Source organism: Chromatiales bacterium (assembly GCA_020445605.1).
Classification (GTDB): domain Bacteria; phylum Pseudomonadota; class Gammaproteobacteria; order JAGRGH01; family JAGRGH01; genus JAGRGH01.
Window position 1 is genome coordinate 134,126 of sequence record JAGRGH010000063.1, and the last position, 26,089, is coordinate 160,214.

Sequence of the window (26,089 nt, forward strand, 5' to 3'; positions counted from 1 at the left end):
CTGGCGCCGACCACCCACCGGTCACCGCGGCGGACTGGCCGTGCCCACGGTCGACGACCGTCGTACACTCCGCGCATGACAGGGGACTTTCTCGAATCGCTCGGTGACGGCATCACACGCATCGACACCGGCTACGAACGGCCCGGCAGCACGGCCTGCTACCTCATCGCGCATGAAGGAGTCGGCGCCCTCGTCGACACCGGCACGGCGCTGAGCCTGCCGCGAATTCTCGTCGCACTGGAAGCCGCCGGTCTCGGTGCGGGCGATGTTCGCTACGTGATGCCGACCCATGTGCATCTGGATCACGCCGGCGGCGCGGGCGTGCTGATGCGCGAGTGCCCGAACGCCGAGCTCGTAGTGCATCCGCGCGGTGCGCGACACCTGGTCGACCCGACGAAGCTGATCGACGGCGTGAAGGCCGTGTACGGCGCCGACGGATTCGAGGCCCGCTTTGGCGAACTGCCGCCGGTGCCGGCCGAACGGGTCGTCGAGGCACCGGATGGATTCACAGTCGATCTCGCCGGCCGCACACTGATGTGCATGGACACACCGGGCCACGCGCGGCATCACTACTGCGTCTGGGACGCCGCCAGTCGCTCGCTGTTCACCGGCGATACCTTCGGCCTGCACTACGACGAACTCGCCGGCCCGCGTGGACGCGTGCTGTTGGCGACCACCACCCCGGTGCAGTTTGATCCGGACGCATGGGAGCGAACGATCGACCACATGCTGGCGCTTTCGCCTTCACGCATGTTGCTGACGCATTTCGGCGCGGTCGACGATATACCGGCCGCAGCGAACCAGCTGCGCGCCAGCGTTCGCGAACATGCGGAGATCGCACGAAAACTCGTGGATGCGGTTCCACGCATGGAGCGCATCCGCGATGCCTTGCTGGAAACCTGGACCGCGCAGCTGCGCGACATCGGCTGCACGCTGGACGCCGCGCAGATCAAACAGGTGCTGGCGATGGATGCCGGCCTGAACGCACAGGGTCTGGACTTCTGGCTGGCACATCAATGATTTTCCGGATCACAACCGGCGAGAAAGCCCGCAGTAAAGACGCCGTGCGGATCAAACAGCCGCTTGATGTCCCGCCAGATCGAAATCACATCCGCCGGATACTGGTCACGCAGCAGATGTGAACGCAGGCGACCGTCGCCGTGCTTGGCGGTGACGGTTCCGCCAAACGACCACACGAGTTCAGCCTGCGCGCGTTGCAGACGATCAAACCGCTGGCGGTCACTTCGATCGTCGAGATTCAGGAACGGCCGAAAATACAGCACACCCATCCCGGCCGAGCCGTAGACGACGCAGTCGAGCCCTTCGGCTGCCAGCAGGTCGAGAAACGCCCGCGTGTATTCCGGCAGTCGCGCGATGGGCACGGCCGTATCTTCAAACCCCGAAACGGGTTTTCGGCCATCGGACCGGGCGATGGCGGAGACACTTTCAAGCGCCGTGCGGCGCAGGGTCCAGGCCGCTTCGACCTCGGCATCCCGCAACGTGATTGACTCGCGAACGGGCGGCGGGAGACTCTCCGTCGCATCCGGGTCCAGTTCCTGAATCAGCAGCGCACCACCGGCATGTTCGGCCCATGGCGGCGTGGTCCCGGCGTTGGTTTGTGCCCACGCAGCGAGCACTGAGGCATCCAGCATTTCCAGCGCGATCGTTGCCGCAGTGAGCAGTCCGGGTACGGCAGCGACCGCGTCGCTTGCCGAGTCAAAACGCAGCACACGTGCAAATCGCTGTTTCGCGGCCGGGACGGTGCGTAGCGTCAGTGCGGTCACGAGCGCCAGCGTGCCCTCGGAACCGGCCAGAAGCCGCGCCAGATTGAACGGGGCGGCATCGGCGACCCACGGCCGCCCGCGCGCGATGCGATCGAGCGCGTAGCCGGCGTTGTTCGGAATGGCTGGAGGCGGATACGCCGCAAGGATCAACGCCCGCTGGGCGTCGATCCGTTCAAAGACCGTCCGCTCCAGCGAAGATGCTTTCGCGGAGCAAGGATCCACCGGGCCGAACTCGCGAGCCGTGCCGTCCGCGAGTACAACCTCCACCGATTCGACGTGGTCCACCGTGGCCCCGAAACACGGTGCGTTCACGCCCCAGGCATTGTTCGCGAACATGCCGCCGAGCGTGCAGACCGCACCCGTTGATGGATAGGGCGCAAACGCGCGTGCGCAGGGTTCGAGTGCGCGGGCCAGCGCAGCCGGCGTAACACCGGACTCGGCGCGAATCAGGCCGGTTTCGGCGTCGTAGGCGGATATGCCGGTGAAGTGTCGGGAGAGATCGACGATAAGGCCGTCGCCAAGTGCCTGCCCGGCCAGCCCGGTGCCGCCACCGCGTGCGGTTACGCCGAGACCCGATTCACGTGCGCGTGCAACCAGCGCGCGACATTCATCCACGCTTGCAGGCGCTGCGATTTCAACGGGTTCAACACGGAAATGCGAACGATCGCGGGAGTAGTCGATCACAGCGGGACGATCGTAAGCGGCGAATGGTCGGAGCGGAGAGATTCGAACTCTCGACCCCCACAACCCCATTGTGGTGCGCTACCAGGCTGCGCTACGCTCCGAAAGATCGCCCGATCGAACGAGCCGCGTATCGTACCGCAATGCGGCAGTGATGGCATGCGGCGCGTAACCGCAAGAGGGCGTTCTAGCGCTTGAGGATTTCCAGCACGTCTTCGAGCTCGGAAATGAGCTGGCGGACGATCTGCTGGCTGCGGTTCTGGTCGGTCTTGGCCCGGTCACCGGAGAGTTGCTGACGCGCGCCCCCGATCGTGAAACCCTGGTCATAGAGCAGGCTGCGAATCTGGCGGATGACCAGCACGTCATGGCGCTGGTAATAGCGCCGGTTGCCGCGCCGCTTGACCGGCTGCAACTGCGGAAACTCCTGTTCCCAGTAACGCAGCACATGCGGCTTGACCAGACACAGCTCGCTCACTTCACCGATGGTGAAGTAGCGCTTGCCGGGAATCGGCGGCAGGTCTTTATCGTGACCCGGATCCAGCATATGCCTCGCACCGCGCCTTGAGTTTCTGCCCCGGTCGGAAGGTCACGACGCGCCGCGCCGTGATCGGAATCTCTTCACCTGTCTTCGGATTGCGCCCGGGCCGCTGATTCTTGTCACGCAGTTCGAAGTTGCCGAAGCCTGAAAGCTTGATCTGGTCGCCGCTTTCCAGCGCACCGCGCAGGGCCTCGAAGAAACCCTCGACCATGTCTTTGGCCTCGCGCTTGTTCAGCCCAAGCTCGTCGAACAGCCGTTCGGCCATCTTAGCCTTGGTCAGCGCCACGATTACCCCCTCAACTCCGCCCCGTGTTCTTCGCGACAACGCCCCACCACGGAAGCCCGGACAGCGGCAACGTCGTCATCGGTAAGAGTGCGCGAAAAATCCTGTAAAATCAAGCTGAAAGCCAGACTTTTTTTGTCAACTTCTATCTTGTCCCCGGCATAGACGTCGAACAGATTCAGCGCCTGCAGGCGGCTGCCCGCGGTCGCGCGAACCGTTGCGGCCAGTGCTTCCCAGGCCGTGCCACGCGGCACGATCATGGCCAGATCCAGCCGGATGGCCGGAAATTTCGACAGGCTCGCATAGGAAGGCCGGCGGCCCGGCGCGAGTCGGTCGAGTTCGAATTCGAAGACGCAGGCGCCCGGCAGATCGAGTTCGCCGGCCAGCGCCGGGTGCAGCGTGCCGATCCAGCCAATCGGTTCCGCCGCGCGCAGAATCCGCGCCGTGCGCCCCGGGTGCAGGGCGGCATGTCCGGTCCACGGCTCGAAACGGTAGGCGGCAGCGCCGCCGGCAAATGCCAGAATGGCCTCGACCTCGGCTTTGAGATCAAAGACGTCGGCGCCGGTATCGGCTGCGGCCCACTGCTCGGGTAGGGCCGCGCCGGCCAGCAGCCCACCCAGCATGGGCGACTGCACGATGGCCCCGGCTTCGCGCCGGAAGCACAGCCCGCTTTCGAAGATGCGCAGGCGTTCCTGCTGGCGGTTGCGGTTGTACTGTGCAGTCGACACCAGACCCGGCAACAGGCTGGTGCGCATGACCGACATCTCCGCCGACAGCGGGTTGGCCAGTTCCACCGCCTCGAGCGCCGGCGCGAGACGCGCGAGCAGTTTCGGCGCGACGAAGCTGTAGGTCACAACCTCCTGCCAACCGCGCGCGATCAGTCGCTGACGGACACGAACGAGGTCAAGGCGGGTTTCGTCGGCCGTGGCCGCGGCATTGAATGTGGTGCGTTCCGCCGCGGGTATCCGGTCATAGCCGTACACGCGGGCGAGCTCCTCGATCAGATCGGCCTCGATCGCGATGTCGAACCGCCATGAGGGCGCGCGCACGTTCCAGCCGGTCGCTGTGGTTGCGACCTGCATGCCCAGACGCCCGAGGATGCCGACCACGGCGTCCGCCGGAATCTCGATCCCGAGCAGTCGGCCGATGCGCTCGGCGCGCAACGCGATCGGGGTGCCGTGTGTGGCAGCCTCCGCCGAGGAAACCTCCACGATGGGTCCCACCCGACCGCCGGCGATGGTGGTCAGCAGTTCGGTGGCACGCTGCATCGCGCGCAGTTGCAGCGCCGGATCCACGCCACGCTCGAAGCGGTGCGAGGAGTCCGTCGCGAGCCCGTAGCTGCGTGCGACACCAGAGATGTGTTCGGGTGCAAAAAACGCACACTCCAGGAAGACATCCGTCGTCGCATCCGTGACGGCCGACCCGGCGCCGCCCATGACACCGGCCAACGCGAGCGGCCGGGCGTGATCGGCGATCACCAGCGTTCCGCGGCGCAGATTCACCGACTGGCCGTTGAGCAACTCCAGCGCCTCGCCCTCTCCCGCCGCCCGCACGACGACGCCGCCGGCGAGCTTGCCGAGGTCGAACGCGTGCATCGGCTGGCCGAGTTCGAGCAACACATAGTTCGTGACGTCGACCGCAGCGCCCAGCGAACGCAGTCCGCTGCGGCGCAGGCGCTCCGTGATCCACAGCGGCGTCGGCGCGCGCGGATCGATCCCGCGCACGACCCGCCCCAGGTAACGCGGGCAGGCGGCCTTCGCGTCGACCCGGACATCGAAACGATCGGCAATCGTTTCGTCGACCGCCGCCACGGCAGCCTCACGAACCGGTGATTCCGTCAGCGCGCCGATCTCGCGCGCGATGCCGGCAACGCCCAGGCAGTCCGCGCGGTTGGGCGTCAGGTCCAGTTCGATCGAGTGGTCGTCGAGCCCCAGCGCGGATCGAACATCGGTGCCGGGTGCAATGTTTGCGGGCAGCGCGAGGATGCCCGCGGACTCCTCGGCAATTCCCAGCTCGACACCCGAGCACAACATGCCCGGGGAATCCACGCCGCGCAGTTTCGCGAGTTTGATCCGCGTGCCATCCGCCAGCACCGCATCGACCCGCGCGACCGGAACGCACATGCCCTCGACGACGTTCGTCGCGTTGGTCACGATGGCAAGTGGCTCGGCCTCGCCCACGTCGATCTGGCAGATGCGCAGCCGATCCGCCTGCGGATGCGGACCTATGGACCGGATGTGACCGGCCACGATGCCACTGAACGGCGCTGCGACCGGATCCACGGCATCGACCTCGAGCCCGGCCATGGACAGACGAGCGCACAGTGCCTCGGTGTCGATCGGCGGATCGACCCATTCACGCAGCCAGGTTTCCGAAAAACGCATGCGGGTGGACGCCTAGCGGAACTGCGCGAGAAAACGCAGATCGTTTTCGAAGAACAGCCGCAGGTCATCGACTCCATAGCGGAGCATCGCCATGCGCTCGATGCCCATGCCGAAGGCGTAACCCGTGTAGCGTTCCGGGTCGATGCCGACCGCCTTGAAGACGTTCGGATGGATCATGCCGCAGCCGCCGATCTCCAGCCAGCCGGTCTGCTTGCACACCCGGCACCCGTCACCGTCGCAATGCACGCACTGCATGTCGACCTCCGCCGATGGTTCGGTGAACGGAAAGAAAGACGGCCGGAACCGCAGCGATAGGTCCTTCTCGTAGAACGCGCGCAGGAAGGTCAGCAAAACGCCCTTGAGGTCCGCCATGCTCACGGACTCGTCGACAAGAAAGCCCTCGAGCTGATGGAACATCGGCGTGTGCGTCACGTCGGAATCGCAGCGGTACACCCGACCCGGGGCGATGACCTTCAGCGGCGGCTTGCGCGATTCCATGACGCGCACCTGCACCGGCGAGGTATGCGTGCGCAGCAGCGTGTGCTGATCGACGTAAAAGGTGTCGTGCATCGCCCGCGCCGGGTGATGCTCGGGGATGTTCAGCGCGCCGAAGTTGTGCCGGTCGTCCTCGATCTCCGGGCCTTCGGCGACCTCGAACCCCATCTGCCGGAACAGCAGTTCGATGCGCTCGAGCGTGCGCGTGACCGGATGCAATCCGCCGGTGTCCATGCCGCGCCCGGGCAGCGTGACATCGATCGATTCGGCGGCAAGCTGTGCGTTGATCGCCGCGCCTTCGAGCGTGTCGCGTCGGGCGTCCAACGCTGCCTGGACGCGCTGCTTGGCGGCGTTGATCGCGCTGCCCGCGGTCGGGCGCTCCTCGGGCGGAAGCCTGCCGAGCGACTTGAGCAACGCGGTCAGACCGCCACTCTTGCCCAGATACGCGACGCGAACGGCATCGAGCGCCGCCAGATCGGCGGCCGCGGCGATGGCTTCTTCGGCCTCGGCGGTCAGCGTTTCAAGCGATTCCAATGCGGCGCGCGGGTGATGGAGAAAAACATCCGGCCAGCGGCGGGCCTATCGGCCCGACGTGCGGAGGCTGGCCAGCGCTATAACGCGCCGGCGCCGCGAACGGCGCCGGCGCGCTGAGTCAGGCTGCGGCCGCGAGGCTCGCCTTGGCCTGCTCGGCAAGCTGCGCGAAGCCAGCCTTGTCGAACACGGCCAGATCGGCCAGCACCTTGCGGTCGATTTCGATCGCGGCCTTGTTGAGTCCGTCCATCAGACGACTGTACGACAGGCCGTTCTCGCGTGCCGCCGCGTTGATGCGCACGATCCACAGCGCACGGAACTGGCGCTTGCGCTGGCGACGGTCGCGATAGGCGTACTGGCCGGCCTTGATGACCGACTGCTTCGCAATCCGGAATGAGCGGCTGCGTGCACCGTAGTAGCCGCGGGCCTGCTTGAGAACCTTCTTGTGCCGCGCATGCGCGGTCACGCCTTTCTTCACTCGTGACATGACGACGTTCCTCTGCGATCAGGCGTACGGCATCATGCGCTTGATCAGCTCATGATCCGATGGATTCACCAGTGAGGGCGAACGCAGTTGGCGTTTGCGCTTGGTGTCCTTCTTCGTAAGGATGTGTCGACGATGCGACTGAGCGCGTTTGAAGCGGCCCGCACCGTTGCGCTGAAAGCGCTTGGCGGCCCCGCGATTGGTCTTTAGTTTTGGCATCTTCGTTTCTTCCTGTATCTGTCTCTGGCCCGGCTATTTCTTGCCGCGTTTGGGCGCCAGCAACATGACTAATTGTCTGCCTTCGAGCCGCGCATGCTGCTCGACCGTTGCAAGATCCTCGAGGTCGTGTTCGACCCGCTCGATCTGCTTCATGCCCAGATCCTTGTGCATCATTTCACGGCCGCGAAAGCGGACCGTGATCTTGGCCCGATCCCCGGCCTCCAGGAAGCGGCGCAGATTGCGCAGCTTGATCTGGTAGTCGCCCTCGTCCGTGCCTGGGCGAAATTTGACCTCCTTGACCTGAATCTGTTTCTGACGACGGCGCTGGGCCTGACGCTTCTTGCTCTCGTCGAACTGGTGTTTGCCGAAGTCCATGACCCGGCAAACCGGCGGTTCCGCGGTCGGCACGATCTCGACCAGGTCGAGTTCCGCCACTTCGGCAACGCGCAGGGCCTCTGCGATCGAAACGACTCCGACCTGACTTCCGTCGGCTCCGATCAGGCGCACCTCGGGTGCGTCGATCTCGTCGTTCAGCCGCGTCTCTTTGTTCTGCGTGATATCCGCAATCTCCTGACAAAAAACAACGAGAAAGCCCGCGCGCTCTGGCCTTCACGGCCGCGGCACGACAGGCTCTCCACGGGGCTGTGCTCAGGTCTGGGCGCTGCGTCCGGCGACTTCTGCGCCGAGCCGTTCGGCAAAGGCCTCCAGGGGCATTGAACCCAGATCCTCGCCGGCGCGGGTGCGTACTGCAACACTGCCTTCGCTCTGCTCGCGCTCCCCGACAATGAGCTGATAGGGGACGCGGGCCATGGCGTGGGCGCGGATTTTAAAGCCGATCTTCTCGTTTCTCAAGTCGGACTCGACCCGGAAACCCCGTTCAGACAAGCGTTTGGCGACCATTTCGGCGTAATCGGCCTGCCGGTCGGTGATCGAGGCGACCACCGCCTGCACCGGCGCCAGCCACGGCGGGAACGCGCCGGCATGGTGCTCGACGAGGATGCCGATGAACCGTTCCAGCGAGCCGAGGATCGCCCGGTGCAGCATCACCGGCACCTGCCGGGTGTTGTCTTCGGCGACGTACTCGGCCCCCAGCCGGCCGGGCATGGAGAAGTCGAGCTGGATCGTGCCGAGCTGCCAGACCCGGCCGATCGAGTCCTTCAGCGAGAACTCGATCTTCGGCCCGTAGAACGCGCCTTCGCCCGGCTGCAGGTCGAATGCTAGGCGCTTGTCGTTCAGGCACTGTTCGAGCGCCGCCTCGGCCTTGTCCCAGAGTTCGTCCGCGCCCACCCGCTGCGCCGGCCGCGTGGAGAGCTTGACCAGCACCTCCTCGAAGCCGAAATCCCGGTAGACCGAGTACAACAGATCCATGAAGGCGGAGACTTCCGGGCCGATCTGGGCCTCGGTGCAGAAGATGTGGGCGTCGTCCTGCACGAAATTTCGCACCCGCATCAGACCGTGCAGGGTGCCGGACGGCTCGTTACGGTGGCAGGAACCGAACTCCGCGAGCCGCAGCGGCAGGTCGCGGTAGGAGCGCAGGCCGTGGTTGAAGATCTGGATGTGCGCCGGGCAGTTCATCGGCTTGATCGCGTAGTCGCGGTTTTCCGATGCCGTGGTGAACATCATTTCCTGGAACTTGTCCCAGTGGCCCGAACGCTCCCAGAGCGAGCGGTCGATGACCTGCGGCGTGTGGACTTCGAGATAGCCCGCCTCGCGCAGCCGGTCGCGAATGTAGTCCTGGATCAGGAGGTAGATTCGCCAGCCGTGGTCATGCCAGAACACCATGCCCGGCGCCTCTTCCTGCATGTGGAAGAGGTCCAGCCGGCGACCGAGCTTGCGGTGATCGCGCTTTTCGGCCTCTTCAAGCTTGTGCAGATGCGCGGCGAGCTCCTTTTTGTCGCGCCAGGCCGTGCCGTAGATGCGCTGGAGCATGGGATTGCGTGAATCCCCGCGCCAGTACGCGCCGGCGACCTTCATGAGCTTGAACGCCTTGGGCAGCTTGCCCGTGGACGGCAGATGCGGCCCGCGGCAGACGTCGAACCATTCGCCCTGCCGGTAGACCGAGACCTCCTCGCCCTCCGGGATGATCTCGTCGATGATCTCGACCTTGTAGTCCTCGCCGATCCCGCCGAACACGCGCATGGCCTCGGCGCGGTCCCAGACCTCGCGCTGAATCGGCAGATCCCGGTCGACGATCTCGCCCATGCGTTGCTCGATGCGATCGAGGTCTTCGGGCGTGAAACTCTCGTCGCGGGCGAAGTCGTAGTAGAACCCGTCCTCGATCGCGGGACCGATCGTGACCTGGGTGCCCGGATACAGCTCCTGTACGGCCTGCGCCATCACATGCGCGGCGTCGTGACGCAGGAGTTCCAGGGCGTCCTCGTCACGGGCGGTGACGATCGCTAGGCTCGCATCGGAGTCAATCCGGTGGCTTGTATCGACCAGGCGGCCGTCCACCCGGCCGGCCCAGGCGGCACGGGCAAGGCCCGGGCCGATCGATGCCGCGACCTCGGCCACGCTCACGGGCAAGTCGAACGAGCGCTGGGAACCGTCGGGAAGGGTAATGACGGGCATGATCGGGAACCTCTTCAGTGGTGGCCCCCACAACAGGCCACTTGCAGTAACGGACGCGGATTGCCAGTTCAGCGGAACGGTGCGCGGTGCGCACCCTACGTGCGTTCAAGAACGCTCACGGCGATTTTGTCGAACCGGTGGTTCTCGTCCACTCGCGCCCGCAAAAAATTTGGTAGGCGCGATTGGATTACTCCGGGCTGTCCCTGCCCTGCGCCCTTCGGGCCGTGCTTCGCACGTTCAAAATCGCTCCCGGCGATTTTGTCGAACCGGTGGCTCTCGTCCACTCGCGCCCGCGAAAAAAATTGGTAGGCGCGATTGGACTCGAACCAACGACCCCCACCATGTCAAGGTGGTGCTCTAACCAACTGAGCTACGCGCCTGCGGGAAGCCGGCTAAGATACCGGCGAGCGGAGATTCACGCAAGCTACACGGCTGCGCAGGCCTGCCCAGCTCCGGTCCTTGAAAACCACGCCCCTGCGGGGTAATTTCCCGGCTCAGGGGCGTCCGGTGACCCGTATTCCAGGCGGGTCGCATCAAGTCAGGCGGCATGACAGATCCGGGCCTGGGAATCGGATCATGTCCGCATCAGGTGGCGCCAGATGGCAATTCCACCATCGGGGCATAAAACCATGGGTTTCCGCAAAACAAGCGCCATCGCCATCGCAATGGCGTTCGCAGCACAGCTTCCGACGGCCAGCGCGGTCGATTTCGTCCTCGAAACGCTCAACCCCTACGCAGTCGCCAACGGCCTGTGTTCGCTGGTCGAGGCGATCGACAACGCGAATGCCGATGCGCAGGTCCACACGGACTGCCCGGCAGGCAGCGGACCCGACACCCTCTTCCTGCCAGGGATCGTCAACCTGGATGGCTCGACGCTGTTTCCGCCCACTGACCCGGTCTTTTTCGACACCGGCAGTTCCGGACTTCCCGAGATCACGTCCGAGATCACCCTTCGTGGCGGCGAACTCAGCCGCAGCGGCGGTCCGAATTTCCGCTTCTTGGTGGTCCAGGCGGCCGGGAAGCTCACATTGCGGGACATCGCATTTCGCCATGGCCGCGCCGCGGGCACCTGCAGTTTCACCGTGTTCACTGGATGCGGCGGGGCAGTGGTCAGCCGCGGAGAAGTCATCGCGATCAACACCGTGTTCGACGACAACCAGGCGGTCGAAACCGTCGGGACGGACTTCCCGTTCGGTGGCGCAATCATGACGAACTTCAGCCCGCTCACGGTCACGGGCAGTACGTTCACCGGCAATCAGGCCGAGTACGGCGGCGCGATCGGCGCGAACGGCACGACAGCGACGATCTCGGAAAGCACTTTCACGGGCAATACCGCCATCGTCAGCGGCGGGGCCATCTACAACGGCGTTGGTGGGGCGTTTACCGTTTCCGCAAGCACGTTCATGACGAACACCGTTACCACCGCTCTGAATTCCTTTAACGGCGGTGGCGCCATCGACAATGCAGGTTCGAACTCCCAACTCGTGGTCGTCAATGGCATGTTCACGGGAAACAGCGCGGCCAACGGCGGCGCAATCAACAACTTCAACGCGTCGGACGCGTTCATCGTAGACAGCTCGTTCACAGGCAACATGGCAACCGATGGCGGCGCGATCCTCAATCACGGCAGTGGCGCGACGGTGAATCTGTTTTCGAGCAGCATTACGGGCAACAATGCAACCCGCGGCGCGGGTGTTTCGAACGGACGAAATGGCGGACAAACCGGAATTGCCAATGTTTTCGACTCCATCATCTCCATGAATACCGCAACGAATGACGGCGGCGGCATCTTCAGCCTTGGCAACCTGTCGGTGACCAACAGCCGCATCACAGAAAACAACGGTGCCGACGGTGGCGGCATCTTCGTCGCTTCATTGCAAAACCAGACCGTGATGATTTCCAGCAGCACGGTCAGCGGCAACTTTGGTTCACAGAGCGGCGGCGGACTGTATTTCACCGAGAATCCAGGCGCGTCAAAGAATTTCCTCACGATCAGCGACAGCACATTCGACGACAACGAGGCCGACGAAGGCGGCGGACTGTTCGCCGAGGTCGTCGACGTGTCGATCACTGGCAGCACGTTTTCGAACAATCGCGCGACCAATGTCGGCGTGGGTGGCGGCGGCGGCATTCATCTGCGTTCGTTCACTGTGACGGGCGCGATTCTGCAGATGAGCAACACGACGGTGAGCGGCAATTCCGCAACCCAGGATGGCGGCGGCGTTTACATCAACGGCAGCGCGCTGACGGCTACGATTGCGAGTTCAACGATTGCGAACAACACGGCGAACTCCGCGGCCGGCGGCGACGGCATACACAGCCTGGCCGCCATTGCCGCGGTAACCGTTCAGGATTCCATCGTCGCCTATAACAGCAGCCGCAACTGTCTGGATGCGATGCTTTTCGGCGTGACCGACGGCGGCAACAACATCTCCTCGGATGCGACCTGCGGATTTGCGGACACCGGCGGCGGTGTCGGCGACAGCGTGGACCCGCTGCTGAACGCGCTGGCGAACAACGGCGGTTATACGCAAACCCGCGCCCTGCAGGCAGGGAGTGTCGCCGTCAATAACGGCAGCGGCGCGTGTCCGGCACAGGACCAGCGCGGTGCCGCGCGCGTGGCGAACTGCGACATCGGCGCGTATGAAGCCGGCTCCGGCATTGCCAGCGTGAGCATCTCGGTCGACCAATCCACGCTATTCGAAGCCCTCGGCACGGTCGCGACCGTCACCGTCGTCGTGGACAACAGCGCGAATGCAACGGCCGCTGGGGTCGAGATCGCATTTTCAGCGCTGGGTACCGCCACACCGCTGGGCTTTGATTATGCGATGAGCAATCAGAACAGCCTTGGAGTCTCGCCACCCGGGCAGATCGCGCCGCTGACATTCAGCGCGCCACCGGGTGCGCTTGAAATGGCGACTTTCACGATCCAGGCCATTGACGACCCGTTGGTCGAACCCGATGAAACGGTGGTCGTGACCGCGTCGCTGGTGGGTGCCGGCCAGTTCGTGACGAACCCGGCCGTGTCCATGATCATCGTCAGTGAAGATCTGCCGCCCGTCGAGCCGCGGCCGGTGCCGGCCCTGGCGCCGCTCGCACTCGGTCTGCTCGCAGGTCTCGCACTGCTGATTGGCGTCCGTCGGACCCGTCAAACCCGGACCTGATACGCAGGAAGCGACGCCCCACCGAAACCGCGCCCCGGCGCGCCGCAGCCGATCCGCGGGCAGCTGCGTGCGTTGACCAAGCCGGGGCCGGCCGCTAAGATGCCGCGTTCGCTGTTCCCCGGTAGCTCAGTCGGTAGAGCGGGTGACTGTTAATCACTAGGTCGGCGGTTCGAGCCCGTCCCGGGGAGCCAATCTCAACGCATCTCTGATCAAGCCATTCCGGCCTGCCAGAGCAACGGCACGTCCCTGTGCCACGTGCGCCACGCGTTTTCGCGCCGACGGAACGCCCCACTATTTCGCCGCGAAGCAGTAGAACAGGCCGTCACCGCCCGAGCTGCGCAGCGCCTCCTGGGAGCATCCGCGCGAGTGATGTGCGGAGTTCCACGACATCGCCCAAGGGTGGTCGATCGGTCCGACCCGGTCGTGATGCCCCACCATGGCGGCGCCATCGGCGCTACCCTTCGTCCAGTTTCCGCAGGTCATGTCGCTGAACGGCGGCGATCCGGCAAACGCCGTGCCGTCGGGTCGCGAACCGGTCAGGATGTCGTGGCGATTCGGCTTTTCGCTGCGCCCGTTGACGACTTTGCCGGTCTCGTCGAGAGCGGTTTCCTTGGTCAGATTCGCGCTTGCCGAGTGCAGATCAGCAACGTCGCGGGCGATCAGCACGCCCTTGGCGTTGTACCACGGACCGGCGCCGATTCGATCGCGGGCATGCACCACGTTCGGGTCGTTCAGACCCTTGGAACCCTGCGTACTCAGATAGGCCCGCCACGTGCGCCCTGCGGCACCGGCTGCCGTCGCGAGCGACTGACAATGGCGATCGGCGCCCTCCAGACCACCCAGATCCCCACCGTTGCCGGGTCCGGCACTGGTCACGAAAAACGACATCGGCCCGGTCGACGGCGGCGACCCGGCCGTCATGCAACCCGCCAGCGACGATATTCCTGCGGCGGCCAGACTTAACGCTTGCAAGGACTTGTTCATGTGGACTCCTGACTGGTGTGAACTTGCTGCGGGGGGACGCCCGCGAATCGCTGGCGCCGATGCAAGCAAAGCATAGATTGATTTGTCCCGGAATCCAGCCCCGAGTTTCGGACGTTCGCTGCGAGCGTGCTGCAAATACCCCAGTTGGCGTGAGCACGTCTGCGGTCGATTACACCCCGCGGGGTCTGTCAGGACGGAGGCCGCCATCCAGAGCGGTTGCGGTGACTCAGGCGTGCGAGGGCTCGAGCATGACCAGATGCAACATCACGCGCCGGTCGAGCGGGTTGTAATCGAGCACACGATGCAGCGTGCTGCGATTATCCCAAATGACGAGATCGCCCGACCCCCAGCGATGCGTGTAGAGCGGCGCTAGGCCGACCAGTTCACTGGTCAGTTGCTCCACGAATAGCATGCCGCGACGACGGGACATCCCAAGCACGCGCCATGCGTCGGCCCCGAGCACGACCGCTGCACGCCCGGTGTCGGCACAAACGCGAACCACAGGGTGCACGCTGGCGCCACCGGGCAGCATCGCTCGAAGAAAACGCCGCCAGCGTCTTAGCCTGACGGCCAGGGGCAATCCGCTCGGAACAACGACGGATCGCCCGAAACGAAACACACGCGCGAGGTCGACGTGGTGGATCACCCGCAGACGTTGGATCGAGGCACGTCGGTCGTCATGCAGGGCTTCCGTCGCGGCATACATATCCGCGAATACGGTTTCGCCTCCTGAACTCGGCACCTGCTGCGCATACAAGGCGGATGCGCGCGCGGGTGGATTCATCCAGGCGCCGTCCGCGTGCCAGATTCGGCTGAACGGGTCGGGGTGCGTCGCCCGCACGCGCCCACTCACATCAATGTTGCTGATGGTGCGTACGCCACGGACGGGCTGGCGATCGAATCGCGTACCGGGTACGTCACGAACGGAGCCGAACCAACTGGCAATCTCTCGCGCGCGCCGTGCGTCCAGCGTCTGGTTGCGAAAGACCAGCACCTGGTGCTCGGCAACTGCTAGAGAAAGTCTTGCCCTTATGCCGCGCGGAACCGCTCGCGCGAGATCCACGCCCTGCACCTCTCGCCCGAACGAAGCGGCAACCGGCGCCAGAACCATGGACTGATTTTCCACGCGACTCTGGGGGATGCCCGGTCCCGCGTGCCGTGCTGCAATTTCCACGTCGTGCGAAAGCGCCAACATGCACCCAATCCTGTGACTTAGCGGATGGCCAAAAACCCGGCGAAGCAGGCGTAGCCGAAAATCGGCGCGATTTCCTGGAAACCGGCCCGCCGCAACAGCCGATGGTTCTCGGCGATGCTCAGCGGACGCAGCACCCCGCGCAGGCTTTCGGCCTTGGCGATGATCTCGTCCGCGCTGTATCCCTGCTCGCGCTTGAATGTCGTATAGACGCCGCTCAGCACATCCTGGGCTCGCGCACTGGGCGCGAGGACCTTCTCAAACAATACGAAAGCCCCACCCTTGCTCAAGGCGCGAGCGATGCTTTGAAACAGGGAAAGCCTGTGTTCCGGGTCAACGAACTGACAAGTGTAGTAACTGATCACGAGCGAACTCGTGTCAAATTGCAGGTCCCGCAAATCTCCTCGCAAGACCTTGACCGAAGCCAGACTCTGGCAACGGCTACGAGCACGCACCACCATGCCAGCCTGGTTGTCCACGCCGACGAAACGTACCTCACGCGATACATGCCGTCGTCCGAGACGCTCCAGCAGTCGACCGGTCGAGCATCCCAGCTCGTAGCACAGCGATCCGGTGGGCAGGAAATAGTCCGAGATGCGCGCAATGAGCTCGTGACCCTGCTCATACAGGGGGATGGAGCGAGCGACGTGGTCGTCGAACCGTTCGGCCACATCCTCGGAAAAGCTCCATCCTCCGGGAAACACCTCAATGCCGTCGCCAGCCTCAGCCATTCGGATATGTCCAGTCGACTTTTACGAACTTGTCTGAAACCAGGGCAGAGTCAATCACGGTTGGCGCTCTGACGCCAAGCAAAACCTGAAACGAGCTGTCATTGGTTGGCAGGTTGCGCCAACTTGATGTTCCAGCGATCTCGCGGCTGGACAGCCCCACGGAATATCATGCGTCGGTCAGCAACAGATCGCGGCCGGAGCATCCAATGCGAGAGATTAGACCATGAACCCGTTCAATCCGCGAAGCTGGCTGGGCTGGGCGCGCGAACTCGGGCAGTTTGCGGCACTTCGGCGCAGCGCGCGCGGCGGGTTTATTGTCCCGCCTGGCCCACCGGGTACCGCGCAGATCCCCCTGCCGTCCCGGGTCTGGACCTCCAAGAGCCACCCCTGGTGGGTATTGCTCGCGGCCATGCTGCACCAGCTCCGCCCCGAATGCATGCTGGAACTCGGCTCGGGCAGAAGCACAATCTATTTATCGGAATACGCCACAAAATGCGACAAAATTCTGGTCGCGGCCGATGAAAATCCCGCCTGGGTTGCAGCGGGCAACATGATTGCGAACCTCGGCGGACTGCGCACCGATTGCATTCATCACGTCGCGATTCGCGAGCGCGATGGCTACTACGACATGGACCGCGTGCGTGGACTCCTGCCCTGCTCACCGGACTTCCTATACATCGACGGACCACTCGGCACCCGCGACGGATTGCTCAGCGACCCCTATATGCGCGAGCTGTGCGCAGGTGCACGCATCGTGATTCTCGACGACATCCAATGGGAACCGATACACAGGCAGATGCAGGCGCTGACCGAACTCGGCATGCATCGAACGTCGACGATCATCGAGTACGACATTCCGGAAGACACGCTACGGGCGCTCGCCGTGATGGTCAGCGAGGAACTGCAACCACACATCGATGCGCTGGTGCAGTGTCTGGGCATCGAAACCAGCGAATTCCCGGTCAGTCGCTGCATCCCGCGCGGCCGGGTGCCGACCTAGCCGCCAGCCGCCAGCCGCCAGCCGCCAGCCGCCAGCCAGGATCATCATTTGGACCCCACTTCGCCGGTGCGTTCAGTCGCGGCCGGCGCACGACGCAGGATGATGTAACTCAACCGCACATCCAGCGGTTCACCGCGGCTGTTGCTGCCCTCGCCCTGCCAGAGCTTCAGATCGATACTCCCGGCGGCGTTCGTCACCACCGGCCCGGCCCAGTTCCACTCGACCTCGTCGTCCGCCAGCGCCGCGGCGGGAACGACCAGCCGATCGTTTACGAATACATCGCCACGACCAGGATGCCGACGGTATGCGCCACCGATTTCGATCAGGTAGTCACCAGGCTGCTTCGGCGTGATGCGAAACCCATGCAGTCCCCACAGACGCAAATGCCGGCATCCGCGCGCGCGCGCCGGCAATGAATCGCCGGGTTCGGTCAGCCGGTCCAAGCCCGAGATCCAGCCAAATCCGGCCGATTTCTCATAGCGACGATTGCCGTCCGCGAACTCGCGCGCATCACAACCGCCAAAGCCGAGCTGCAATACAACATCGGCCTTGCGCTCGATCGGAATCGGCACCGGCGCCCCGCCACGCTCGAACAACTCTTGCGCACGTGCGAGCAGCAAGGTTTCACGCGCCCCCGCGGCATTGATCTGAATGCCGTTCTTTCCATACACCCATACCCCCCGCGACACCCAGTCCGCGCCATCGCGATAGCCCGCCTGACCGGAATCGACCGTCCGGGTGTCTGGTCCGGCGAGACCGGCGATTCCGAGTCCGCGCCGCTGGTGTCGCAGAGCAGAGAACCGGGCCGGCAGACGCGAATCTGCAGTCAGCGCCGCAAGTGCCAGGTACAGGGCCTCGGCCGACTGGTACAGAAACACCGGCGTGCGATCGAGCCAGAACTTGCGCCCGAGCGCGAGCAACGCATCCGTTGCCGCCGCATCGCCCGCCAGCGCCGCCCAGTCGAGCAGGAAGTCATCGCATCCATAGGTGAACCAGTAGTGATTCAACGGGCCGATCGACGGATCGAGTTCAAAGCCTTTCGGCTCGTCGCCCTCGATGGTCATTCGAACGGCCGTACGCGCGGTACTGACACCCGCCTCCGCGGCGTGTTTCCAGAGTCGAACCAGCCCGGGATGCGCGCGCGCGTAGCGCGGATCTCCGGTGGTGATCCATGCAAGGTGCACCAGTGTGTGGTCCGCGCAATCCTGGTAGTCGTATCCGACGACGGGGTTGGGCGTTGCTTCGCGCAGGTCGATCCGCTGAATGCGCGCGGGTGAATCCGGCCCGACGGACCCGAGCATCTGCTCGACCATGCGGTCACCGCTCAGCCAGTAATAGGCATACCAGCCACGCGCACCGCCCATGCGCGTATTGATCTCGTTGTGCCGCCAGTGGACCTGATTGTGCCGGTGGAACGACCCCGCGAGATCGTCGCCGCCCGGATGTTCGGCATCGATTCCCAGCGTGTGGTGCACTGCCGCGCGCGCGAAGTCGAAGTAGCGTCGACCGCCGCCGGCCGCGTAGTGGTACGGCCAGGCTTCTACCGCCCGTTCGCCGTTGACCCAGCCGAACCCGCCGGAAAACAGCGGATGAAATCCATCCGGCGGATCGACGTCCAGCATGGGCACGTCGCCCCAATCGACGAATCCGTACAGCCCGAGCGCCTCGTGCGCGACCGGCAGGATGTCGAGCATGGTGCCGTAGTAACGCCGCTGCGCCTCGTATTCCGTCCGGTCATAGACGGCGATGTCGCCGAGTGCACGCGTGGATCGCACGCGCTGCGGATCGAGCGCGGGCACGAGCGGAAACTGCGCGGCCGCGCCGGGAACGGCCGCAGATGCATCCGTGCCGGCACGCAGCACGAACTCGTGCACGCGCACCAGCCCGGCGGCCCGCCCACGGGTGATGTTGTCGTCCTCGCTGAGGTACTCGGTCGTCAGCCGGTCGCCGATCTCCATGGATTGCGTGCGGACCATTCGTCGCGGTGGATTGCCGGCTTCCTCGTAGCGCAGATCCAGGGCCCGGCCATCGGATTCACCGAGCAGTTCGACCCGCCAGTGATCGGCGTCACGCGCAAACGCAATCGGCCAGTTGCGCCAGCCGTCGCGAATGACGGCGAGCGTACTGCCACCCGCAGCCCAGCCGTCCAGGTGCCTGCCTTCACGATGCATCGACTTCCAGGTCTGGGCGTCGTGTTGTACGACGCGATCGCCGGCACCGAGCCCGATCGACTTTGCATCGGCCCCGACACTGAGCGGTCCGGCGCCGATCATCTTCAGACCATAGGATTGAACGAAGTCGCGGTATTCGTCGCCGTTGAATCCAAACGCGTGCTGCGCCTCGACGTGTGCAATCGACCGATACACGCGCAGCACGAAGCTCGCCGGATAACGCCAGTGCAATTTTGAGAACGCCGAACGTTCATCCCCATAGTGGCCGGACACACGCACGCTGACCTGCACCGGGCCGGTTTCCAGAACGCTCAGGGACTCCGCTGTAAACCGGTGTTCGGCAGCCCCCGTTCCGGTGCCATCGGTCGCGATCCTGGCAAACGCCCGAATCGGCCCGACGGCACCGCCAGCGAGCAGGTCTTCATCACGGGAAATCACCACGGGTCCGGCCGCCGTCGGCACGCGCACACGGTCGGGACCCGCCTGCACATCGGTCGGGACGTCCAGCGACGGCACGGCGCGGCCCCACTCGAACCGATAGCCGCGCGTGAGCGCCGGACCTTCCGGCGTCACGAAATCGATGCACAGCCAGCGGATCGAGCCGTCCGGCCAGTACGCCGTGGCGAAGCCCTGCACGTCGACGGGCACGCCCTCGGTGGTGGTCAGGCGCAACCGACGGGTGCTGCGCAGTTCGCCGCGGTGGAACGGGATCGCCCCGCGCACCGGCCAGCGTCCGGCACGATTGGGAGCGGGATCGGAAAGCGCGAACTCCAGTTCGCCGCGTGCCGGCTCCTGTTGAATCTCGATGTACAGATCGGCCGCAACGAGCCGCGGATCGACCTGGATCGGGCTTTCCGCGTGCGCCGCGGCGCCGATCAGCGCCAGCGCAAGAACGAATGGGGCGATTCGGACCGGAAGCTGCATCGGCCTATCCTGCCACGCCGGAACAATGTTGAGGTCTCCGGCACATCGGCAACCCGTGCTGCGGTCGCGTCCGTGCTCCGGATGGGGTAGCTTCTGGTCCTTGTATCTTGATCAAACGGTTCGGCCGCAGTGGCTCATCCTCGTTCAATCCGTTCGCTGGTCGGCGCCATCGCACTGCTGAGCAGCTTCCCGCATGGCGCGCGCGCCAGCGATCTGCCCACGCTGCCCGGCGACCCGCCGCCCGTCCTCACACAGGTCGAACTTCCGGCCGCGGTACGCGGCGAGGCCATCTGGGGCGCGACCGGTCGCGATGCGCAAGGCCACATCTGGTTCGCAGTTAGCGCCGGCGATGTCGACGGCGCCTCGGCTGAGGTCTGGTCGCTCGATCCGCAGGGTGGCGCATTCACCGCGCGGGGCGACGTGGTCAGCCAACTGCGCAGGGCCGGTCTCGACACGCCGGGCGTTCGCCAGAACAAGATCCACACGAAATTCGTCGAGGGCACGGACGGCTGGCTGTACTTCGCCTCGACCGACGAACAGGGCGAAGCCGCCGACGGCAGCCGCGGACCGGAGCACGGCTCACACCTGTGGCGCGTGGAACCGGATTCGGGTGAGTGGCAGCACCTCGCCGCGTTTCCGTTCGGCATCGTCGCGATGGCCGGCGGGGCTGGCGAGCTGTATGCGCTGGGCTACTTCGGTCACATCCTTGTTCACCTCGATCCACGAACTGGCGAAACGCGATCGGTACGGGTCGGCTCGATCGGCGGACACGTCTCGCGCAATCTTGTCGTCGACCCGCGTGGTCACGCCTACGTGCCGCGCGTGGTCGAGACCGAGGTCAAGGGCCTGCGCCGCACGCCGGGCGTGACCCGCTCGGGCTCGAAAGCTTGGCTCAGCACGCTGGTGGAGTTCGACGCAGAACTGAACGAGATCGGCGAAACCCCACTCGACTACTACGACCCCGACCCGACGGACCGCTCGCATGGCATCGTCGGCGTGACCGAACTCTCCGGCGCGCGCTCCGCGTTCACGACACACACCGGACGGATGTATGTGATCGAACCCGGCGCGGGCGACGCCCCGGCCCGGGTGCGCGACGCCGGCTCCATGCATCCGCTCGACGGCAGTTATCCGGCCGCACTCTATCCCGTGGATGGAGGAACCCGGATCGCGGCCGTCGCCGGCCGGGATCGAAACGGTCGCGGTTACAGCTGGCTGGTGCTGGACCCCGAAACCCGGCGCTCGCGCATTGCCGAACTGCGCATGCGGCCCGATTCCATGGCCGCGTTGCCGAGCCTTCTTCTATATGGCAGCGACACCCGCTCCAGTGACGGTTCCGGCTGGGTGGTCGGCGCCTACAAGCAGGGCGGCGAGTTTCGGCCGATCCTCGCGCGCCTCAGCGGCCGCTAGCGATGTGTGTGGAGAGTTCCGGTCCAGACCCACGAAGCCCGCTTCAAGGCAACTTGTCACGGTAGCCCGAACACGTGCGGTCAATACCCGATTCGCCGGTCCACACGGAGTCAATCGAAATGTACCGGCCGCTGAGCCTGTGTGTTCACCCGCAGGTCGAAAATATCCGGCCGCGCGTAATGCCCGACTACGTCGAAGTCCCGCCGGGCAATCCCGACAGCCTCCGGATCAATTTCAGCGCTCAACAGACCCTGCTCGTCACGTAACGGTCCCGCAATGATCTTTCCGCCCGGGGCAATGATGACCGAGTCGCCGGAATTCACCCACCCCTCGTCATCCCCATAGAGCTGGTCTCGCCCGGGCAGATCGGCCGGGATGTCAGCACCGCGTAACGCGTTGCCTGCGCCGACCACCCAGCAACGTCCCTCGCGTGCGATGTGTTGTAGCGTTCCGATCCAGCCATCGCCGCTGTCGTAGGTAGGCGCGACATAGATCTCGACACCCTGGGCGTAGAGCGCATACCGTGCCAACGGCATGTAGTTTTCCCAGCAGATCAGATTGCCAATCCGGCCAAGCGGCGTCTCGAAGACCTTCATCCCGCTCGCATCACCAAACCCCCAGACCATCCGCTCGGGGTTTGTGGGCATCAGTTTCCGGTGATGAACGATCAGTTTGCCCTCATGGCAAATCGTCACGGTGCTGTTGTATAGCGTGGCGCGACCGCCGTCCGGGTCGCGCTCATGAATACCACACATCACGATCACGTGGTGCTCTCTGCAGGCCTGCCGGATCGGGTCGAGATCCGGCCCATCCACCTCTACGGCATTGTCGAGTAACCGTTGGTGAATGGCCTGGCTGAGCGCCCAGTCGCTCCCTGGGCGCAGACGCCAGATCCAGGCCGGATAGCCGGGAATGAAGGCCTCCGGAAAGACGATAAACTGCGCGCCTTCGCTTGCGGCCTGAGCGATCAGCTGCACAGCCTTCCTGATGGTGGCGACGCGGTCGAGCATGACGGGCGCTTCCTGAATCACGGTGACTCGGGTCATTTCGGGTTCCTCGTGGCAACTTGGTGGCCTCGTATGTTCATCAACGCAAATAGAGAGGTTCGTAGTCCGCGACCTCGCCAGTCTGGAGATAGGGTCGGGTGACGACGCGATAATAATCGCCGCCACTGGCGAACCAGCGCGTCCATGAAGTCTTCCATTCCTCCGGCATCTCGCCGGGTATCCAGAAACGATCAGGTATCGGGAGACTTGGGTCGGGTTGCTCGGGGATCTCGATACTCGCGGTGATCACACCTGCACCCTGTTCGCGGGAGCGGCGTGCCAGGATTCCGCCGTTCGCGTCAACAATCATGGTCTCGCCCTGGAATCTCGAGTTGTAGGGAACGTCCGGTAATTCCGGGCTGAAGTAGGCCTCAAGTCGCCCCGCGTGCGAGCCATGCACCGCGGGGGCGCCCAGCATCCGTGCCATCTCCACGGGCGCACGTTGCAACATGCGAAGGTTGAGGGTTCGGTTGGGACTGTCATCCGGCGCATCGTCAGGCAGAGTCCACCAGCCGGAGCCGCTCAACAGCAGCCGAGCCCTTCCGCGCAGACGTCGCGCAGTGGCCGAGCGGATCAACTCCCAGCACAGGGCCGAGCCAACCACGCCGATCGGGGTCTCGATCAGCCCATCGTCACTGCCACCCTGGTAGTAGCAGTTCTCCCAGAACGTCGGGTGGTCCTTGTCGTGCCGACCCAGCACGCCCGCGGGCGAGACCAGGGCGAAACTGTTGCGCACCTCATCGCCGTGTCGCGCCAGAAAAGACCCGCCGATGGTCGCGCCGGTCTCGCGCCCAAGGCGCTGCAACATCTGCAGCGGAGCCCCATCCCAGGGACGAATGGTGCCAAGCATGTTCTCGTGAAAACCGATGCCGGATGTAAACATCTCGGGTAACACGATCCACTGGGCTCCGCGCGCGGCTGCCTCGCGCACCAATTGTTCAGCCTGGGCCATATTGGCGTCGAAATCACCAAGCTTGGCTTCCATCTGCACGGCACCGACCATCAGTGTGCGTCTGGCGGGCCTGGGGACCAGGGCGACGGCCGGCGTCGGCTGCGATCCGACCAGAAGCAGACCGGCCAGCAACCAGCGGTTGATCTGCCGACGCCGCGGGTCCACGGGGGAAACCTGGCCTGAGCGCGGAATCATGGGGTTACCGGGTCCGGCCAGTTCCGGCGAGGCGCGGTGCCCGGGTGCGGCCGAGTTCGCCGACGATCACACCAGACGCCGGCCAGCCGGGCAGATTCCGCTCCGTGCACGTCGGTGATTAACTGACCTGCGATTGCGGCGGACATAGTCTGTGGTCTTGGCATCCAATGTCATCTCGTCAGGGGAAATGTGCCGAACAGACTGACGGATCCCCTCGGTGATGTCCGAAAGGAATTCCGAACTTTTTCCGAACAAAGCATTTCCACGAAGAAAATCAACCACTACGATGACTGCATGCGTGTTCGTAGCCTGAGTCGAAACGCGATCTGCCAGCCGAACCGGCGGATGCCATGATCACGCACGCCGGGCCCGCAACCCCACACGCCCCGCTCTCGGTCGATGCCTCCATCAGGATCGGCGATTGGGATCTCGACCCTGTTCTGAATCAGCTGCGTAGTGGCGACCGGATTAAACGTCTGGAGCCCAAGGCCGTGGCCGTACTGCTGGAGCTGGCTCGAAGTCCCGGTACCGTACTGACACGCGAGACGCTCATCGAAAGGATCTGGCCCGGTCTGATCGTCAGCGATGACGTGCTGACCCAGGTGATCACCAAACTGCGGCGCGCGCTCGGGGATTCGGCGCGCGCCGCCAGTTATGTAGAAACGATACCCAAGCGCGGTTACCGGCTGCTGGTCCCGGTTGGGCAATCCGCCACCGGGGGGCAGGAGCCGGCGGCCGAGTCAAGCGCGCGGACCATGCCAGGCCCCGTCGCGCGATCGAGGCGACTGCATTTTCCTGCGTTGACCGCAATAGCCATCGTGCTGTCGATCGGATCGGCTTACGTCTGGCTTTCCCACCCCACCACCCGCGACATCGAACTGGAAGATCTACCACTGGTCGAAATCGACCCAGGGGCGACGGTTCAAATAGAACCCTTTCGCGCCCTCATCGACGAGCAGCCGCAGGAAGACCTCGCGCGGGGCCTCACGGCTGACCTCAGGACCGACCTGGGAAGGGTAGACGGCCTGTGGGTTCTGAGCGGGGACATATCCGCCGAACGGCCTGGGGGCACCGCACGTTACAGTGTCAACGGTTCGGTGCAACGCAATGCAGACCACATGCAGGTACATGCCCGCCTGATCGATACGCGAAATGGTGTTCAGATCTGGGCGCAGCGCTACGACCGACCGATCACGGATCTGTTCGAGGTGCAGGGCGAAATCAGCGCCGATCTCACTCGTGCCTTGTCGCGCGAAGTAAGTGCAGCGGAACTACGACGCCAGGCGCGGCACTATACTCGAAATCTCGAGGCCTACGCGCTGTTCCAGCGCGCGCAGGCAAATCTGCTGGTACGCGGTCGGGACGCCAATGAACGTGCACGCGCACTGTACCGGCGCGCAATCGAACTTGACCCTAATTTTGCGCGTGCCTACGCCGGACTGGCGCTGACTTTCGCCGCGGATTTTCGCAACCAATGGGTAACCGACAGTGCCGCTGCACTGGAACAGGCGCAACTTACGGCCCGTACCGCGGCCGGCATTGACCCGGAGATTGCCGAGGTGGACTGGGTCATCGCCTACGTCCATGCACAGCGGCGCGAGCACACCGACGCAGTCGCGCGTCTACGCCACGCACTGGAATTGCATCGCTCGTTCGCCGACGGCTACGCCCTGCTGGGCGGCGTCGAGACCTACCGCGGTCGTCCGCAACGGTCAATCTCCCTGCTGCGTACCGCGATCCGGCTTCGACCCGACGCCGGGTATCTCTATTACGTCTTGCTCGGCCGCGCGTATTTCTTCCTGGGCAATCTGGAGCAGGCGGCGATCAATCTACGCCAGGCCCTCGCCCGCAATTCACAGAACGTTGAGGCGCATGTCTACCTCGCCGCGGTCCTGAATGAGCAGGGTGATGCCGAGGACGCAGCCTGGGAGCTTGAAGAGATTCGCGAACTCGATCCGGACTTCGCGCTGGAAAGATGGCTACGTACCTATCCGATGACGGACAAAAACCAGCTGCAGCGCCTTCGCGACAGCCTGAGCCCCGGCCGCTAGCCAGATCGGTTTCCGCGACCGGCACCCCGGCTCCCACTAGTCCGGCTTGGGCCTCCCCAAAAAATATCTAAATTAGGGATTGCTTATATTAGGCGATTCTAATAGAATGCTCACCCATGGACCTCGTGGTCCCAAACCTAATCAACCTCTAAACCTCTTTTGGGAGATACACCATGAAAAAGATCATCGCAGCTGCCGCCCTCCTGGCCGCCACCTCCGCCAATGCCTTCTGGGGCAACGGTCCTTTCTTCGGCAACGGCATCGGTGACGGTTTCGGCGACGGCGTGGCCGACGGCTCG

20 protein-coding genes and 3 tRNA genes are annotated in these 26,089 nt (G+C 64.4%); 6 read left to right on the forward strand and 17 right to left on the reverse strand.

Features of this window, described 5'->3' with window-relative positions; genetic code table 11:
- The first annotated feature begins 75 nt into the window (after positions 1–75).
- Positions 76–1,020 carry an MBL fold metallo-hydrolase gene (locus tag KDG50_16000; protein ID MCB1866921.1) on the forward strand — a complete coding sequence of 315 codons (945 nt, stop codon included), beginning with the start codon at positions 76–78 and terminating at the stop codon, positions 1,018–1,020.
- On the opposite strand, the gene KDG50_16005 is transcribed toward KDG50_16000, so the two are convergent.
- The 11 genes from KDG50_16005 to KDG50_16055 form a co-directional block, all read right to left on the reverse strand.
- Positions 1,014–2,468 (reverse strand): FAD-binding oxidoreductase, encoded by a 1,455-nt coding sequence (locus KDG50_16005; GenBank protein ID MCB1866922.1) that lies wholly within the window; start codon positions 2,466–2,468, stop codon positions 1,014–1,016. The genes KDG50_16000 and KDG50_16005 overlap by 7 nt on opposite strands.
- A 24-nt stretch (positions 2,469–2,492) precedes the next feature.
- Positions 2,493–2,569, reverse strand: a tRNA-Pro gene (locus tag KDG50_16010).
- A gap of 83 nt (positions 2,570–2,652) precedes the next feature.
- Entirely contained in the window at positions 2,653–3,009 is a 357-nt protein-coding gene (locus KDG50_16015; protein ID MCB1866923.1) for a MerR family transcriptional regulator, read from the reverse strand.
- Positions 2,987–3,292, reverse strand: coding sequence for an integration host factor subunit alpha (ihfA, locus tag KDG50_16020; protein MCB1866924.1), 306 nt, complete (start codon positions 3,290–3,292; stop codon positions 2,987–2,989). The genes KDG50_16015 and ihfA overlap by 23 nt, the downstream gene beginning before the upstream one ends.
- Positions 3,292–5,670 (reverse strand): phenylalanine--tRNA ligase subunit beta, encoded by a 2,379-nt coding sequence (pheT, locus tag KDG50_16025; GenBank protein ID MCB1866925.1) that lies wholly within the window; start codon positions 5,668–5,670, stop codon positions 3,292–3,294. The genes ihfA and pheT overlap by 1 nt, the downstream gene beginning before the upstream one ends.
- Before the next feature lie 12 nt (positions 5,671–5,682).
- On the reverse strand, positions 5,683–6,699 hold the full coding sequence (gene pheS / locus KDG50_16030; GenBank protein ID MCB1866926.1) for a phenylalanine--tRNA ligase subunit alpha: 1,017 nt from the start codon (positions 6,697–6,699) through the stop codon (positions 5,683–5,685).
- A 118-nt stretch (positions 6,700–6,817) separates the two neighbouring features.
- On the reverse strand, positions 6,818–7,183 hold the full coding sequence (gene rplT, locus KDG50_16035) for a 50S ribosomal protein L20 (protein ID MCB1866927.1): 366 nt from the start codon (positions 7,181–7,183) through the stop codon (positions 6,818–6,820).
- Between the two features lie 18 nt (positions 7,184–7,201).
- Entirely contained in the window at positions 7,202–7,399 is a 198-nt protein-coding gene (gene rpmI, locus KDG50_16040) for a 50S ribosomal protein L35 (protein ID MCB1866928.1), read from the reverse strand.
- 33 nt (positions 7,400–7,432) lie between these two features.
- Positions 7,433–7,957, reverse strand: coding sequence for a translation initiation factor IF-3 (infC, locus tag KDG50_16045; protein ID MCB1866929.1), 525 nt, complete (start codon positions 7,955–7,957; stop codon positions 7,433–7,435).
- A 90-nt stretch (positions 7,958–8,047) separates the two neighbouring features.
- A complete protein-coding gene (gene thrS / locus KDG50_16050) occupies positions 8,048–9,970 on the reverse strand; it encodes a threonine--tRNA ligase (GenBank protein MCB1866930.1) in 1,923 nt (640 codons plus the stop codon).
- 303 nt (positions 9,971–10,273) lie between these two features.
- A tRNA-Val gene (locus tag KDG50_16055) sits at positions 10,274–10,350 on the reverse strand.
- A gap of 249 nt (positions 10,351–10,599) precedes the next feature.
- Between KDG50_16055 and KDG50_16060 the strand changes: the two genes are divergently transcribed.
- Complete coding sequence (locus KDG50_16060) at positions 10,600–13,134, forward strand: hypothetical protein (protein MCB1866931.1); 2,535 nt, start codon at positions 10,600–10,602, stop codon at positions 13,132–13,134.
- A gap of 115 nt (positions 13,135–13,249) precedes the next feature.
- Positions 13,250–13,325, forward strand: a tRNA-Asn gene (locus tag KDG50_16065).
- Between the two features lie 100 nt (positions 13,326–13,425).
- Here KDG50_16065 and KDG50_16070 read toward each other — a convergent pair.
- The 3 genes from KDG50_16070 to KDG50_16080 all read right to left on the reverse strand — a co-directional run bounded on the left by KDG50_16070 (position 13,426) and on the right by KDG50_16080 (position 16,041).
- On the reverse strand, positions 13,426–14,118 hold the full coding sequence (locus tag KDG50_16070; protein ID MCB1866932.1) for a hypothetical protein: 693 nt from the start codon (positions 14,116–14,118) through the stop codon (positions 13,426–13,428).
- 226 nt (positions 14,119–14,344) lie between these two features.
- A complete protein-coding gene (locus tag KDG50_16075; protein MCB1866933.1) occupies positions 14,345–15,229 on the reverse strand; it encodes a TauD/TfdA family dioxygenase in 885 nt (294 codons plus the stop codon).
- A gap of 101 nt (positions 15,230–15,330) precedes the next feature.
- Positions 15,331–16,041: a methyltransferase domain-containing protein gene (locus KDG50_16080; protein ID MCB1866934.1), complete on the reverse strand. Its 711-nt coding sequence runs from the start codon at positions 16,039–16,041 to the stop codon at positions 15,331–15,333.
- A gap of 223 nt (positions 16,042–16,264) precedes the next feature.
- Here KDG50_16080 and KDG50_16085 point away from each other — a divergent pair, with 223 nt between their 5' ends.
- Positions 16,265–17,041: a hypothetical protein gene (locus KDG50_16085; protein MCB1866935.1), complete on the forward strand. Its 777-nt coding sequence runs from the start codon at positions 16,265–16,267 to the stop codon at positions 17,039–17,041.
- Positions 17,042–17,085: 44 nt separating this feature from the next.
- On the opposite strand, the gene KDG50_16090 is transcribed toward KDG50_16085, so the two are convergent.
- Positions 17,086–20,136, reverse strand: a complete 3,051-nt coding sequence (locus tag KDG50_16090; GenBank protein MCB1866936.1) for a hypothetical protein — start codon at positions 20,134–20,136, stop codon at positions 17,086–17,088.
- A 129-nt stretch (positions 20,137–20,265) separates the two neighbouring features.
- Here KDG50_16090 and KDG50_16095 point away from each other — a divergent pair, with 129 nt between their 5' ends.
- On the forward strand, positions 20,266–21,546 hold the full coding sequence (locus tag KDG50_16095; GenBank protein MCB1866937.1) for a hypothetical protein: 1,281 nt from the start codon (positions 20,266–20,268) through the stop codon (positions 21,544–21,546).
- Positions 21,547–21,656: 110 nt separating this feature from the next.
- Here the strand turns inward: KDG50_16095 and KDG50_16100 are convergent, their stop codons facing one another.
- Together KDG50_16100 and KDG50_16105 are read right to left on the reverse strand one after the other, a co-directional pair.
- Positions 21,657–22,592, reverse strand: coding sequence for a carbon-nitrogen hydrolase family protein (locus KDG50_16100; protein MCB1866938.1), 936 nt, complete (start codon positions 22,590–22,592; stop codon positions 21,657–21,659).
- A 40-nt stretch (positions 22,593–22,632) separates the two neighbouring features.
- Complete coding sequence (locus KDG50_16105) at positions 22,633–23,739, reverse strand: carbon-nitrogen hydrolase family protein (GenBank protein ID MCB1866939.1); 1,107 nt, start codon at positions 23,737–23,739, stop codon at positions 22,633–22,635.
- A 350-nt stretch (positions 23,740–24,089) separates the two neighbouring features.
- Between KDG50_16105 and KDG50_16110 the strand changes: the two genes are divergently transcribed.
- The gene (locus KDG50_16110; GenBank protein ID MCB1866940.1) at positions 24,090–25,790 is read left to right on the forward strand and encodes a winged helix-turn-helix domain-containing protein; all 1,701 of its coding nucleotides are present in this window, start codon (positions 24,090–24,092) and stop codon (positions 25,788–25,790) included.
- Positions 25,791–26,089 lie beyond the last annotated feature (299 nt).

Coding starts and splice junctions, on each gene's coding strand:
- KDG50_16000 (MCB1866921.1), top strand. CDS start 76: ATGACAGGGGACTTTCTCGAATCGCTCGGTGACGGCATCACACGCATC.
- KDG50_16075 (MCB1866933.1), bottom strand. CDS start 15,229: ATGGTTCTGGCGCCGGTTGCCGCTTCGTTCGGGCGAGAGGTGCAGGGC.
- KDG50_16085 (MCB1866935.1), top strand. CDS start 16,265: ATGAACCCGTTCAATCCGCGAAGCTGGCTGGGCTGGGCGCGCGAACTC.
- pheT (MCB1866925.1), bottom strand. CDS start 5,670: ATGCGTTTTTCGGAAACCTGGCTGCGTGAATGGGTCGATCCGCCGATC.
- KDG50_16110 (MCB1866940.1), top strand. CDS start 24,090: ATGATCACGCACGCCGGGCCCGCAACCCCACACGCCCCGCTCTCGGTC.
- KDG50_16070 (MCB1866932.1), bottom strand. CDS start 14,118: ATGAACAAGTCCTTGCAAGCGTTAAGTCTGGCCGCCGCAGGAATATCG.
- thrS (MCB1866930.1), bottom strand. CDS start 9,970: ATGCCCGTCATTACCCTTCCCGACGGTTCCCAGCGCTCGTTCGACTTG.
- rpmI (MCB1866928.1), bottom strand. CDS start 7,399: ATGCCAAAACTAAAGACCAATCGCGGGGCCGCCAAGCGCTTTCAGCGC.
- KDG50_16015 (MCB1866923.1), bottom strand. CDS start 3,009: ATGCTGGATCCGGGTCACGATAAAGACCTGCCGCCGATTCCCGGCAAG.
- rplT (MCB1866927.1), bottom strand. CDS start 7,183: ATGTCACGAGTGAAGAAAGGCGTGACCGCGCATGCGCGGCACAAGAAG.
- KDG50_16060 (MCB1866931.1), top strand. CDS start 10,600: ATGGGTTTCCGCAAAACAAGCGCCATCGCCATCGCAATGGCGTTCGCA.
- KDG50_16080 (MCB1866934.1), bottom strand. CDS start 16,041: ATGGCTGAGGCTGGCGACGGCATTGAGGTGTTTCCCGGAGGATGGAGC.
- KDG50_16105 (MCB1866939.1), bottom strand. CDS start 23,739: ATGATTCCGCGCTCAGGCCAGGTTTCCCCCGTGGACCCGCGGCGTCGG.
- KDG50_16090 (MCB1866936.1), bottom strand. CDS start 20,136: ATGCAGCTTCCGGTCCGAATCGCCCCATTCGTTCTTGCGCTGGCGCTG.
- KDG50_16100 (MCB1866938.1), bottom strand. CDS start 22,592: ATGACCCGAGTCACCGTGATTCAGGAAGCGCCCGTCATGCTCGACCGC.